General features: G+C 27.0%; 15 protein-coding genes. 8 read left to right on the forward strand and 7 right to left on the reverse strand.

Going from position 1 to position 14,409, the window contains the following annotated elements:
- Positions 1-134: 134 nt before the first annotated feature.
- The 4 genes from ACXYRQ_RS02425 to ACXYRQ_RS02440 form a co-directional block, all read right to left on the reverse strand.
- Complete coding sequence (locus ACXYRQ_RS02425; RefSeq protein ID WP_458614704.1) at positions 135-1,541, reverse strand: hypothetical protein; 1,407 nt, start codon at positions 1,539-1,541, stop codon at positions 135-137.
- Complete coding sequence (locus ACXYRQ_RS02430) at positions 1,516-3,099, reverse strand: S8 family serine peptidase (protein WP_458614705.1); 1,584 nt, start codon at positions 3,097-3,099, stop codon at positions 1,516-1,518. The genes ACXYRQ_RS02425 and ACXYRQ_RS02430 overlap by 26 nt, the downstream gene beginning before the upstream one ends.
- Before the next feature lie 233 nt (positions 3,100-3,332).
- Entirely contained in the window at positions 3,333-3,566 is a 234-nt protein-coding gene (locus ACXYRQ_RS02435) for a hypothetical protein (protein WP_458614706.1), read from the reverse strand.
- 240 nt (positions 3,567-3,806) lie between these two features.
- A complete protein-coding gene (locus tag ACXYRQ_RS02440; RefSeq protein ID WP_458614707.1) occupies positions 3,807-4,553 on the reverse strand; it encodes a hypothetical protein in 747 nt (248 codons plus the stop codon).
- Positions 4,554-4,881: 328 nt separating this feature from the next.
- Here ACXYRQ_RS02440 and ACXYRQ_RS02445 point away from each other — a divergent pair, with 328 nt between their 5' ends.
- The 8 genes from ACXYRQ_RS02445 to ACXYRQ_RS02480 are packed head-to-tail and all read left to right on the forward strand — an operon-like array spanning position 4,882 to position 11,306.
- Positions 4,882-5,520 carry a beta/alpha barrel domain-containing protein gene (locus ACXYRQ_RS02445; protein ID WP_458614708.1) on the forward strand — a complete coding sequence of 213 codons (639 nt, stop codon included), beginning with the start codon at positions 4,882-4,884 and terminating at the stop codon, positions 5,518-5,520.
- A complete protein-coding gene (locus tag ACXYRQ_RS02450; RefSeq protein ID WP_458614709.1) occupies positions 5,520-6,158 on the forward strand; it encodes a hypothetical protein in 639 nt (212 codons plus the stop codon). The genes ACXYRQ_RS02445 and ACXYRQ_RS02450 overlap by 1 nt, the downstream gene beginning before the upstream one ends.
- Positions 6,148-6,819, forward strand: coding sequence for a hypothetical protein (locus tag ACXYRQ_RS02455; RefSeq protein ID WP_458614710.1), 672 nt, complete (start codon positions 6,148-6,150; stop codon positions 6,817-6,819). Before ACXYRQ_RS02450 ends, ACXYRQ_RS02455 begins: the two co-directional genes overlap by 11 nt.
- Positions 6,812-7,108 (forward strand): hypothetical protein, encoded by a 297-nt coding sequence (locus tag ACXYRQ_RS02460; protein WP_458614364.1) that lies wholly within the window; start codon positions 6,812-6,814, stop codon positions 7,106-7,108. Before ACXYRQ_RS02455 ends, ACXYRQ_RS02460 begins: the two co-directional genes overlap by 8 nt.
- 8 nt (positions 7,109-7,116) lie before the next feature.
- The gene (locus ACXYRQ_RS02465; protein ID WP_458614363.1) at positions 7,117-7,566 is read left to right on the forward strand and encodes a PTS sugar transporter subunit IIA; all 450 of its coding nucleotides are present in this window, start codon (positions 7,117-7,119) and stop codon (positions 7,564-7,566) included.
- Positions 7,556-7,831 (forward strand): PTS sugar transporter subunit IIB, encoded by a 276-nt coding sequence (locus ACXYRQ_RS02470; RefSeq protein ID WP_458597663.1) that lies wholly within the window; start codon positions 7,556-7,558, stop codon positions 7,829-7,831. Before ACXYRQ_RS02465 ends, ACXYRQ_RS02470 begins: the two co-directional genes overlap by 11 nt.
- Positions 7,832-7,840: 9 nt before the next feature.
- The gene (locus tag ACXYRQ_RS02475; RefSeq protein WP_458614362.1) at positions 7,841-9,373 is read left to right on the forward strand and encodes a PTS ascorbate transporter subunit IIC; all 1,533 of its coding nucleotides are present in this window, start codon (positions 7,841-7,843) and stop codon (positions 9,371-9,373) included.
- Positions 9,366-11,306 carry a transketolase-like TK C-terminal-containing protein gene (locus ACXYRQ_RS02480; protein ID WP_458614361.1) on the forward strand — a complete coding sequence of 647 codons (1,941 nt, stop codon included), beginning with the start codon at positions 9,366-9,368 and terminating at the stop codon, positions 11,304-11,306. Before ACXYRQ_RS02475 ends, ACXYRQ_RS02480 begins: the two co-directional genes overlap by 8 nt.
- A gap of 23 nt (positions 11,307-11,329) precedes the next feature.
- On the opposite strand, the gene rsmA is transcribed toward ACXYRQ_RS02480, so the two are convergent.
- From rsmA to mnmE, 3 genes are read right to left on the reverse strand one after another with little or no spacing between them, the layout of a single operon-like run.
- Entirely contained in the window at positions 11,330-12,106 is a 777-nt protein-coding gene (gene rsmA, locus ACXYRQ_RS02485) for a 16S rRNA (adenine(1518)-N(6)/adenine(1519)-N(6))-dimethyltransferase RsmA (RefSeq protein WP_458614360.1), read from the reverse strand.
- Positions 12,106-12,909: a TatD family hydrolase gene (locus ACXYRQ_RS02490; protein ID WP_458614359.1), complete on the reverse strand. Its 804-nt coding sequence runs from the start codon at positions 12,907-12,909 to the stop codon at positions 12,106-12,108. The genes rsmA and ACXYRQ_RS02490 overlap by 1 nt, the downstream gene beginning before the upstream one ends.
- Positions 12,909-14,261, reverse strand: coding sequence for a tRNA uridine-5-carboxymethylaminomethyl(34) synthesis GTPase MnmE (mnmE, locus tag ACXYRQ_RS02495; RefSeq protein ID WP_458597657.1), 1,353 nt, complete (start codon positions 14,259-14,261; stop codon positions 12,909-12,911). Before mnmE ends, ACXYRQ_RS02490 begins: the two co-directional genes overlap by 1 nt.
- Positions 14,262-14,409: the final 148 nt, after the last annotated feature.

Genomic DNA, 14,409 nt, shown 5'->3' on the forward strand with positions numbered 1-14,409 from the left:
TTGTGAAAAACTTAGAAAATGTGCAAAATCTGTGAAAAAGAAGCTTCAATAATTGAGTATAAAAATTTTGTGTAAATTAGTTTTTAATAATGGTTTATGTTTAAGGTAGGCCTCGGTGTCCTACATAAGAAAATTTACTTTTTTATTACTTTTATGGTTTTGTTCTCTCTAACCAAAAAGTCATTTGCTTCCTTAAAGCTTAACACAGTTTTTATATTTAACTTATAATCATTTGGTATTAAGATAATATTATAAAAAAGTTTAATTTGATTTTGATTCTTATCGATTTTATCTGGATTGATAGTGAAATTATAACTAAATAACGATGCATTTATTAAACCTAAGGAAACAGATTTTTCGTTATTATTTTTATTTAATTTTAGTATATGTGATGGTGTTTTAAAATAATCTCCAAGAGTGCTGAATAATTGCGTATAAAATAGAAGTCTGTTGTTTTTTAAAATATCAATAATTTTTTGATTATTTAAAAATATTTTTTCAAATTTTGTTGTAAGTTCATCGGGAGTAATAAGAAAATTTTGTTTCGCAGCAAGAATTTGTAAAGGAGTGATAATAAGTTGATAAAATTCATCTATATTTGTGATAATTTTGATACCTTGATTCAATTCTCAGTCTGAAATTGTATCATTAGTCAATTTACCTAAAAAATTAATTTCTTTATAAATCTCAGATTGATTATTGCTTACAGATGTAATTAAATGCTCTATATTATCTTCTTTATTTATATAAATAAAATCTGCTTCTTTATATAAAGCAGAAAGTAATTTTTCGTTTTGTTCTTTGTCTGTTTTTAAAAGAGCAAATTCCTTATCTTTGGGTACTAAAAATGCTGAAAATATATGTCTGTTTGGTCTAAGATCGGTAGTTGAAACTAATGATACTCTATTATTTATATAATATGGTTCTGCTTTTAGAGCATAAACAACATCTATATTTGATTTATCTTCATCTATAAGAATATAATCGTATCCAAATGAACTTCAATTATCTTTTTGTTCAGTTATTATAATATCGTTATCTTTAAGAATATTACTTATATTTTTGTTATTTAAAAAATCATTTTCAAATATTTCTACTATTTGCTTGTCTGTTAAAGTTTTATTTAAACCCAGATAAGTATACAAATTGTTAATAAGGGAGACGATATTCATATAAAAATCTTGCTCAGTTTTAATACGGAGAAAATCATCTTTTATAAATTTAAAATTAGAATTAAATCGTTTTTCATTACGATTTCGTTTGTTAAAAAGTTGTAATATAAATTGGTCAAATAAAACACTATTAGAAGTTATAATGCTCTGTTGCTGTTGCTTCAATTTAATAAGATTCACAAATAAAGGAGTTTTTAAGTTAATACTTTCTAGATATTCAGGTTCGCTTAACTGTATTTTAGGTAAAGTTTCTTGTTTATTTTCCGATCCCTTATTAACTTCAACCTTAGATCCACATGCAACAGACACAGAAGTGTATATTGGCAATGAAGTGATTAGAAATCTAATTATTTTCTTTTTGAATGACATATGTAAATGCTATTAAATCCTTTATTGAATATTTGTAAAAAGAACTTCAAAAACCTGTAACTAATAACCTAAAAACTCCGTCGTGATTTACTTTATATTCTATAAGTTCATCATTTGAATCGTTTGAATTAGAAGTATCAATAGTAATTCATTTACCATCAACAAATTCTTGAAGTGATAAGTTATAATCAGAAAAACCTTTATAATTATCAGAATAAGATTGTGAAATTCCGAATTTTTTTAGTTGTTTGTATAAAAATGGACCATAAAACTCATTAGTTAATTCATTTTTATTTTCTAGTGTTTTCGCATGTTCTTTAAAAGGACCGTTATATGTTCTTGTATCAGCATTAGGATATATAAGTGGAAACCCAGAATGACCGAATAATGAAGTTATTCCAGCATTAAATAGTCATGATAATGCTGCTTTTATGGTATCACCTTTTGAAGCATTAAAATGTTTGCTTTCTTTATTTATAGAATCTAGAAAACCAAAGTCAGTTGCAGAAAAAGTTTCAATATTTTTAGCAGCAATTAACATATTATTAAAATCTGGAATCCCTGCACCGTATTTATCACTAAATCCGTTTTTGTTTTTTGTATGTTCTTTGTCGCTTATCGAAATAGCAGCTGCACTTAGGATACTTTTGATTACTGGAATTCTAAATTCATTATTTAAATTAGGTTTTAATTTTAATAATGTTGAAATTAATCCGGTTATTGCAGGAGCAGCAAACGATGTTCCTTCTCTACCATCACTATCTTTAAAATTAAAATAACCTGGAGCAACAACTAGGGGTTTTGCTGGACCACCATTAGCATTATCTGTTTTATAATTTGAATATAATGCTAATTTGTTGTTTTTGACTGGAAATTTATAGTTTTTATCAAGGGCACCGACAGTTATAGAATTGTATGAAAGAGAATAATTATTGATTCAACCAGAATTTTGATCACCGATATTTTCGTTTCCGGCAGAAATAACATTAATCACTCCATACTTGCACGATAAATAATCTAACAAGAAACGCTCTTCAGAATAAAATCTGTTATATCAATCTTTTTCCATACCATAGCTATGGTTAATTATTCTAATACCATAATATTTAATTAATTTTTCCAATTTAGTTTGTCAGTCGCCATTTCTAGAGTTGAATGAAGCAATATATAATTTTGCTGATTTATCGAAACCTTCTTCACCACCAATAATTGATGATACTTTTAACAAATGCTCTCATGTATTATTTTTGTTATCTATATCATTATTTAGAAATTCTACGGAAGTTGCGAAAAAATTATCTGTCTTAAATTTATCAAAAACACTACCAAATTCTAAAACTCCTACATCTAAACTGTTATTATCTGTCTCTGTTAAACTCTTTTTATATCCATTTTCAAAATTTAAGATTTTAAATATATCATTTTTGTTTAATATATCATATTTTGAAAAATTATACGAATTTGTATTACTTGAACCACCACCAGATGATCCAGTATATTTATCGAAATAAAGGTCAGAAAGAAAATTATCGTTTACTGTTGATTTGAGGATTTTCATATTATTTGTATATAAAATAATTTTTGCTATATTTTCATCTTCTTTAAGTGACTTAACAAACAATTCTCTCTGTTTTTCGTTATTAAAATAAAACCATACAATTGGTAATTCTTCACTTACTAGATAATTTTTAAATGAATTACCGGTAATTTTTACATTATTAATAAATTCGTTGCTCTTATAAAAAACTATATTAGGCTTCTGTGTGTCATCATTTAGGTTATATTGATGATTTAGTAAAATTTTAAGTTCAAAATTATTATCATTAAACCTTTTTTAGTTAATGACAATTGATTGATAAATGAATCTCTAACTTCTATTTTAAATTCTTTAAAATTATCATACCAGTTCTCTGATATAGTTATTTTCTGATTAAAATTCTTATTTATGTTTGATGTAATTACCATTGGAACTATTGATGTAATAAATAATGAAGTTCCCATTAGCATCTTAATTTTCTTTTTCAATACAACTCCTTAATTTATTATAAATAACAACTACTAATAAAATAATAGTTGATTCTTAGATATAGCAAATATAAGGTTTAATATTTAAATTCATTTTAATTAGTTTTTTAATATTTACACTCGTTTTATGCAATATCTAATTAAATAATAAACGAAAAATGTTGATAATATATAAAGTAACAAAAAAAGCTTAATAAATTTCAATATTATTAATCTTTTTGCATATTATTTTTATACAATTTAGTTAATTAAATTCTTAGTAATGTTTCATAATTCGTTTATCCCTATTTTTTTAATTGATATGTTATTTATAAATCTTACAGCAGCGTGAATTAAAACTAATAAAGCTTCATTAGTATCTTTAAACTGCTGACCTTTAGCAGTCAGTTTTTGTGGTTGTCTTAAATAAAAATATAAACATCGATTTACAATTGACTTATAAAATAATTTTTTACCAAATCATCTATTTAGTCTAGCAACAGAAATGTAGTCTTGAAAACGAATTTGTTGTTCGATAACCCCACTACGTTGTTTTTTGCGCTTTATTAAATATGAATTTTCAACAGAAAAATCGTTTATGCGATTTTTATCAAAACTACTAAATTCTTGATCACTTATATGCATATTTACTTTAGTTTTAATATAAAAATATATATTAAAACTAATTAATGATAGATAAATTAAAAACAAACCAATATATACTCATATTATTCAAGTTTTATATCAAATTATGTTAATTATTTCTTCTTGTTGTTTTTCAGTGTAACTTTTTATTAAAATAACCTTTGTCGAAAATAATAATAAAAAAATAAAAGTTATGGTAGCAAAAAAAAGTAAGATTATTCAGTTATATAACATTCATAATTTAGTAGTTTTGTAAATAACATTATTTATATAATATTTTCTTACATCAAAAGTGTCCTTTATGAATTTAAAGGAAAAAACAACTATTAATAACAAAATTAAGATCGAGTATATATCTTTCATTTTTCTCCTTATAAAATTATATATGAATATCTAATATAAATTTTTAATTTATTGATTAGATGTATTTTGGTTGATTTAGAAATATTTAATGCATTAATTTAGTTAAAGATATTGTAGCTTGAATGTTATATTTGCTTATGAGCGACTAGTTTACCATTTTTAAAATATATACTTATAAACTATTTTTTTATACTTGTTTAATTAAATTATCATAATGTGGCAAAAATATGAAAAAATATTCATCAATATCCTATATTACACAACTTTATTCGCTATATATATATATATATAGGAAGCATAAAATTATTTATGGGTAATTGGAGATTTTATGAAATATTCACAATCTGTTGCTGCACTTAATTCATACATTTCGTTATCAAAACTTGATAGTTTAGTTAAAAATGGTATGAAACACATTCATATTGATTTTATGGATGGGGTTTATGTAAGTAATTTTGGGGTTACATTTGATCAAGCAGAGTTTTTAATTAATAGATATAAAAATGTGCATTTTGATGTGCATTTGATGTTAAATAATCCATATATTCATATCAAAAAACTAATTGATATAGGTTTTAAAACAATATTTATCCCTGCTGAAAAAGTAAATACAGAATTTTATAAAATCAAAAATAATTATCCACATATAGATTTTGGGATTATGCTACAAGCAAATGATGATCCAATAAACTATAAAAATATTATTATAAATTCACAAAAAATACTTTTAATGACAATTGATGTTATAGGAGGAACAGGAAAAAAGTTAAGTCCTAAACTTCTTGATAAAACAAAAACTATCAAAAATATCAACTCGAACATCAAAATATATAGCGATGGTGGTTTAAGAAAAGAAAATTCATATTTATTTAGTTTGCATAATATAGATGTAGCGATTGGTGGATCTATCATATACTCATTTGCAGATGGAAAAGATTTTTGTAATTGATGAAAGGATAATTTTTAATGACCTTTCAAACCATTATTATTATAGTTTTATCAACTTTATTAGGATTTATTTTAATAGGTGTTATTATCTGAAGAATTTGATTGAAAGCAAACAATAAGGATGCTAAAAATATCAATAACAATATAGGATACACATCAAAAGCAACAGTAGATAAGTTATTAATCTTAAAAAACCTTACTCAATCAAGTGTTTTAACCAATATTTTAATAAAAAACTCTTTTGCTAAAAAAGGATTTTCAATATTAAGTGGTGTTGTAATAACACAAGAAAAAATTTTTGTTATTAGCAACATTATAACAAGTTCAAATTTTGAAAAAATAAAGATAGATTCAAACGGAATCTTGCTGCAAGCAAATAAAAAAAGTAAATATAAAGAAAACCTTAAAATGAGTTGATTAAATGAAATTAATAAATGAATGAAACATAAATTTAAAGACTTTTTTGAAATAATAATACTCATAGATGAAAATATATCATTTGAATTAATCGATAATAATAGTCCATATCGTACCTTAAATATAAACTCCCTTTCAAAAGAAATTTCACAGTTATCAAAAAAGAATTTAAATGCAGAAAAAGTTGTTGAGATGTTATTAAAAAGAAACTTATTTAAAAATAGCAATAATGCAATTTAACATCTTCGGTGCATTCGTTTTAATAATAATTTTACTCATTCAACTATTTATTCATTTTGTTTATTCGTTTAATTTAAAAATTAAATATCAAAGAGTTGGGTTGAATATTAATGATAGGTTTTTGGTTAAGTTAAAGCAAGATGTTGAAGCAAGACATCATAAATCTTTTGCTATCAGTTTAAAAACTTCTTATTTTAAAACATCATTGGATATTAAAAAATCAATTTTATATCTTGATAAGGATTATCTTGATTCAAATATATATGCATTAGTAAACTTAGTTTATTTTTATTATAAAACAAAACAAACAAGTGCTAAATGAAATATAAACCAAGAAATTTTAAAGTGATTTGTATTTATATTAACAACTGTTTTATGAATAGTTTTAATGATGAACTTTTGAATTGCTTTTATTATGATTTTGTCTTTTATAATGATTGTAATAACAATAGATTTTGCAGTTAATTATAAATTATCTAAACAAATTTATATACTTACAAAAAATTATTTTATAGAAAATTTTTATAACCAACATCTTGTATTGATATTGAGTTATTTAAAGTATAAAAAATTATTTATCCTAAGCAAATATAGTAATTTTTATATCAAATTTATTAGTGAAATTGTTTATAAATTTAAGCATTGGGGAAATGATGAATAAAGAGAAAATTATTGAACATCTTATTTATAAATATGAAATGGATTTGGAGTATTTAAAATCATTAAATGATGAACAACTAAAAAAATTATATAAGCAAAAAGAAAATGAATCATTAATAATTGCTAAGAATCCAAATAAATTCTTTTATATTAAAAGTTTACCAGTACCAAAGGAATATAAGCACAAAACAACCACCAAAGGCGGAAAAATAATTTTCTTAACTTTTATCATAATGCTTATTTTGTTGTTTGTTTTGTTTATTACTGTCGCATTTATAAAATTTAAATAGGAGAAAAGATGAAATTATTTGATTTAAGTATGCTAGAGTTTCGAAAAGATATAACAGACTGAAAACAAGCAATCCATATCGGTGTAAAAATGCTAGTTGAAAATAAAAAAGCAACTTGAAAACTTGAAGAAATGATTTTAGAATCAACAACAAAATATGGGGCATATTATGTCTTAGAAAAAGGTATTGCTTTAGTGCATGCACCAGCAGGAGAACACTGCATTGAACCAGCAACATCAACATTAATTTTGGATAAAGAAATAGTTTTTAATGGCCAAAAAGAAAAAGCTGCAAAAATAATTATCACATTATCTGCTCCAGATAATGATTCTCATTTTCTGTTGATTTCACAGTTTGCACAATACTTTATGGATGTAGATTTCAAATCAAAAGCACTAGCAGTAAGTGATAAAAGTGAATTTATAAATTTATTAACAAGGAGTAAATATGAATTTTAGATGTGTATGTGGTTCTGGTTTGGGTTCATCGCTACTATTAGAGATGAATGTTAAATCAGTTTTAGATTCATTAGGTGTTGAATATGACAGTGTTGAACACACTAATATTTCATCATTTAGCAAAAATGGTGTAGATTATGTTGTAGTTGGAGCAGATGTTGCACCAGCACTAGATTTTCCAAAAGAAAGAATGGTTGTTTTAACCAACATATTATCAAAAACCGAATTAGAAACTAAGTTAAAAGCATTATTAAACTTAATTTAGAAAGGATGTATGGCATTTTTATTATGATTGCTTGGATTTTTAAAGGCATTCGTTGGTACACCTGCCCTATTAGTTGGAATTTTTACAATGATAGGTGCTTTGGTGCTACGTAAGAAGGCATCCCAAGTAATAATTTCTACATTTAAAGTCATTGTTGGATTTTTAATCCTAGGTGGTGGAGCAGGTGTACTTGTTGGTTCACTTAATAAGTTTCAACCTGTTTTTGAATCAGTTTATGGATTAAATGGAATTATTCCAAACAATGATGCATTTGCAGGAGCACTTGCTCAAGCATTACCATCAATTGCTACCTTAGGTTCAATTGTAATGCTGGTAGCGATGCTGTTAAATATTGTTTTAGCACTTACATCAAGATTTAAATATGTTTATTTATCTGGACATGTGCTTTATTACAGTTCATTAATGTTAGCAGCAGTCATGTATGTCATTGGATTTGATTTTGAACATAAACCAGGCGACTTTGCTCTTGCTTTATTTACATCATCCGCTTTGATGGCAATTTATATGGTGCTTTCTCCTGCAGTCCAACAAAGATATATGAAACAAATTATTGGAAGCAACGAAATTGCACTAGGACATACTGGTGGATTCGGATATGCATTATCAGGTTTAATTGGAGAAGGAATTAATAAGTTAAAGAAAGGAAAAGTTTTATCAACTGAAGAAATTAAATTTCCCCAATCATTATTTTTCTTTAGAAATACTTTAGTTTCTATTTCCATAACTGTATTTGTTTTCTATTTAGCTGCCTTTTTACCAGGTGGTATCCTATATGAAATAGGTAAAATTAACGCTAAAAATGCACCTGCTGCATATGAAGTTTTAGCATCAGGAAACTGAGTTATTACAATGTTCGTGCAAGCGTTTACCTTTACAGCAGGGGTAGAAATAATTTTAGCAGGTGTAAGATTATTTGTTGGCGAACTAGTTCCGATGTATAAAGGATTTAGCGACAAATTAATTAAAAATTCTAAAGCCGCCGTGGATTGTCCGGTTGTATTTCCATATGCACCAAATGCTGTAATAATTGGGTTTATCTCTTCGTTTATTGCTGGTATAATAGGAATGTTCATCACAATTGGACTTGGTAAAGCGGCATTAATACCTGCAGTTGTACTACCAGGACTAGTTCCACACTTTTTCTTAGGTGCAACATCGGGGGTGTTTGGAAATATCAAAGGTGGTATCATTGGTGCAATTGTTGGACCATTTGTGGTAGGTTTAATTATCACATTCATTCCTGTAATCTTTGTAGCAGGAAATTGAGCTCCAACAGCAACCAATGAACTAGGGGTGCTAATTGAAAAAACATCTAAAAATATTTCTATAACATCACTTAACTGAGGAGATACTGATTACTTTATTGGATTTATTCCTGGTATCCTTGGTTTAATACCAAAAGTTGGTAAATTCGTAGCTTTTGGAGTAATTATTGCTGGTTATCTTGCTTTAGTCACAGATGGACTTATCAAAAGATTTGTTTTTGACAAAAGAAAGAAGGATCAACTACAAAATGCATAAAAAAAACTTTACCCATAAAGATTTCATTGCTAACATGCGTGCTGTAGCAATAGATGGAATTAATCACGCAAAACAAGGACATATCGGAATGGCACTTGGTGCTTCAGAAATATTTTATGCCATTGTTGGAGAAAGCTTAAAATTCTCACCAGAACATCCACATTGATTTAACCGTGACCGTTTTGTTTTATCAGCAGGACATGGTTCAATGGGACTTTATTCGTTATATCATTTGATGGGATTACTTAACTTAGAAGATATCAAACAACATAAAATGTATGATTCTAAAACACCATCACATCCAGAAATTGAAAAACTGGATTATATTGATGCATCAACTGGACCATTAGGGCAAGGGGTTGGTATGGCTGTTGGTATGGCTTTATCAAATAAACATTTATCAAATCGTTTCAACCGTGAAGGACATCGCATTATTAATCATAATGTTATTGCTCTTTGTGGAGATGGAGACTTTCAAGAAGGAGTCGCTCTTGAGGCATGTGCCTTTGCTGGAACCAATAAACTCGATTCATTGATTTTAGTGCATGATTATAATAATATGCAAATTGATACAGCTTCTGAAGAAGTAAATAATATCAATTTTGAAAAATATTTCAAAGCATTAAATTTCAATGTGCAAATTTTAAAAAACAATAATCCTGCTACAATTTTAACTGCATTAGAACATGCTAAAAAAAGCACACGTCCAAGTTACATCCAGGTTCCTACTACAATTGCTTTCGGAACTAAGGTTGCAAATTCACCTAAAGGACATAATGGAATTTTAGATGAAAAAGCGACAGTAGAATATAAACAAAATTTAGGTTTATCTTACACTAATCCGTTTGAATATGATCCAAATGCATATCAATTTGGCTCAAAATTATTAAAAACCAAACACGGATTTTATTCAAGATGAGAGAAGAAATTAGAAGCTTATCAAACTGAATTTCCTGAATTAGCAGCCGAATTAAAACAACTTATTAACAAAGAAAAACATTTTGATTTCAAAGATTTTCAATTTAAGCAAACTAGTCAAGCATCAAGAAACTATGTTGATGAAATTATGATTTATTTGGATAAAAATCACAAAAACTTCTTAGGAGGTTCTGCTGACTTAAGAGGGGCTACAAAAGTAGGATTTAACAGTGATCGTAATGTAAAATACGGAATTAGAGAGTTTGCAATGTTTGCAATTAACAACGGGATTGCATTACATTCTGGAATGCCAACATTTGGGGCAACATTCTTAGTTTTTGCCGATTATGGAAAGGCAGCATTGAGATTATCATCGATTATGCAACTGCCAAACATCGCTGTATTTAGTCACGATTCATATCAAGTTGGGGGAGATGGACCAACCCACCAACCGGTTGAACAACTTGCAACCTTAAGAAGTATTCCGAACTATCTAGTATTTCGTCCTTGTGATGAAAATGAGATGTTGAATTCATTTAAATATGCATTGAATTCAAAATCTACACCATCAGCAATTATTGCAACCCGTCAACCAATGAAGTCATTTAATTTACAAAAAGAAACATTTAAACCTGCCTACTTTATTTCACAAAATAAATCAGCTGTTGTAAATTTACTTGCATCAGGTTCAGAAGTTGAATTAGTATATAAAGCAGCAGAAGAACTAAAAAGAAGTGATATTGTTGCTAATGTGATTTCAGTTCCATCATTACAGTTATTGCTAGATGACAGTGAATTAATTTCAAAACTTGGGTTAGATAAACTTCCTAACTTTGCAGTTGAAGCATCAAATGATCCACTTTGATATAAATTAGCTTTATATCAAAAATTCGATGGACATTTTGCCAAAGATTTTGGTCACTCAGCACCTGGAGACTTTGTATATCATCTCAATGGGTTTACAAGTGAAAACATATTAACAAAAGTTAAAAGTTTTTTAGAAAAATGCAAATAAAACATCTGGCTTAGGCCAGATTTTTATATTCGTTTATTTAAATATTGATATAGTAAAATCACTTGTTCTATTGGAATCTCTTGGATTCGTATGTTTTCGTGCATTTTAAGACAGTTATAAGCAAATTGTATATCAGACATCGAATAAACACTTTTTAATGCACTTATAAGCTTCTTACGACGGTTTATAAAGCACAGTTTAAAAAATTCTTTATACATATTTCAGGTGTAGTTATCAATATTATCTTTAAATTCTAAGGAAATAATTGCTGAATCTACTTTTGGAGCAGGGGAAAAACAAGAAGCAGAAACCACAAATTCTATTTTTACATTTGCTAAAAATTGACATGAAAGAGAAAGTTTGGAATATTCTTTACTTTTATAATTTGCAACAATACGCTGAGCTACTTCTTTTTGCACCATCAAAATCACCTTTGAAAATTTATCTCGATGTTCAAAAATTTTAAAAAGAATATCAGTTGTGATATAGTAAGGAATATTTGCAACAATAATGCTTTTAGGTAGATTTGATAAATCGGCTTTCAAAAAGTCTTTCTGGTAGATAAATAAGTTTTCTGTATTGATATTTTCTTTCAAAAAAATTACCATATCCGGATCAATTTCGTATGCAGATACAGATTTAGCAATTTTAATAAGTTGAGATGTTAATGCACCTCTACCTGGACCTATTTCAACAATATAATCGGATGCTTCAACAAGAATAATAATTTTATTAATAATATTTTTATCAATTAAGAAGTTTTGTCCAAACTTCTTTTTAGCATATACCGCATTTTTCATTATAAGTTAAATAACTTCCTTAAATTTCGATTAATTCGATCTACAAGCTTATCCATTCCGAATGATTTTAAACCTGCAAGATAATAAGTAACATAAACAACTGTATTAGGCTCATTTATTCGGTTACGATATGGATGTACCCTTAAATAAGGAGAATCAGTTTCAATTAAAATTCGATCAAGTGGAAGCATTTTAATAACATCTCTGGTTTTATCAGCAGAACCAAAAGTTATTACACCACTAAAAGAAAAGTAAAGATTCTTAAACTCCATAAATTTCTTTGCTCAATATAAATCTCCTGCAAAAGTATGTAACATACATTTTAAATTTGGATATTTTTTTAATATCTCATAGACATCTCGGTAAGCTTGATATACATTTTCTTTATCACGGATATGAATAACAGCAGGAAGATTATATTTATTTGCTAATTTTATTTGATTTTCAAAACTAAGCAATTGTTTTTCTTTTGATAAACCATCTTCATAATAATAATCTAAACCTATTTCACCGATTCCTACAATTAAATTTTGATGTTCATTTAGAAGTTTTTCAACTTGCAGATAGTCATTTTCACCTTCACCAGATTCGGGGTGGATACCGATGCAAGCTTTTATAAAATGATATTTCAAAGCAAGATCGATACATTCAAGATTGTTTTTGTGAGAACCCCCGTTATTAATTATAAATTCAATATTGTTGCTGTTAATGTCAGCAACAATATTTTCAATCTCTTCTTTTTTATAATACTCTGTAAACAAATGACAATGAGCGTCGATAAATTTGTTTTTTTTATTTGACATTATTTTCCTAAACAAAAGTTTGCAAACATCACATCTAAAAGGTCTTCGCGATTAGCGTTTCCTTTGATATTTTGCAACTCATCTCAAGCATTATATAAATCAATAATAATCACATCATAAGTTTGATCGTTTTGTAAGGATTTTCTTGCTTCCTTGATTGAATTTAGTGCAGATTTTATTAGTGATAATTGACGAGTGTTATTAAAAATTCTTTCATCAAAAATGTTAATATCTGCAAAGTTCTTAACCATTGCTTCTTCAAGCTCTTTGATGTCATTATTCAAAGCAGAAACATTAACAATGTTAGTATTTTTATTATTAACCAAATCCGATTTATTTTGAACTTTTATATAAAATTTCCCTAGTTTTTGACTCTCTTTAAAAATCATTTCATCAAATTCATCTTCTTTTTGACTTGGATCAAGGATGTGAACCACTAAATCAGCTTTTTGAATTTGCTCAAGTGATTTTTTTATCCCAATTTGTTCAATTACTTCTGTTGTTTTTCTTAATCCTGCTGTATCAATAAGTTTAAATAAAATCCCATTAATTTGATAACTTGCTTCAACTAAATCCCTGGTGGTTCCTGCAATATCAGTTACAATTGCTTTTTCTTCGCTTAATAATGTATTTAAAATGCTGCTTTTACCAACATTAGGTTTACCTAAAAGAGCAACATGAACTCCGTCAAAAATGTATCTACTATCTTCAGAAACTTTTACAATTTGCTCAAGTTTTGTAATTAAATTTTCAACTTTTTCAAGCATCAAAGGAGTAGAAACTTTTTCAACATCTTCATATTCAGGATAATCAATATTTACTTCACAAATACCAATTAATAAAGCTAAATCATTAGAAAATTCATCAATCAGTTGTGATGCTTTACCGTTAAATTTATTTACACTTGCAAATGCTTGTGAAGTAGTTTGTGACATAATTAAATCATGTATCGCCTCTGCTTTAACTAAATCCATTTTACCGTTTAAAAATGCTCTACGGGTAAATTCACCTTTTTCTGCTAATCTGCAACCATTTGCTAAAAGTAGTTCTAATACCTTATTTGTTACTACAATTCCACCGTGACAATTAATTTCAATCAAGGGTTCACCAACATAATTGTTATAAATTATTTTTCCTTTCGATTCTTTACCGACAAACCACATTATCAAGACTTCATCAACTAAAATATCGTTATCAAAAATATGACCATATGTAATTTGATGATCATCTCCAACCTTACCATTAAAAATTTTTTTAACTATCTTAACGGCATCTGGACCTGCTACACGAACAATAGAAATCGGTTGATTTATTCGTGAACCACTACTAATTGCTGCTATATTTTCGTTCATTTTCTTATTATATAAAATTATATATTTATGTAAAAAAAATGTGGAATTTCAATTAAAAATTCCCGTATTAGTCCGTATTTAGTTCGTCTGTAATAATTTCCATAATTTTATATTTATAAATGTTATAAATTAAAAGGGGAAACCTCAG

It is taken from the genome of Mycoplasma sp. 394, assembly GCF_054353895.1.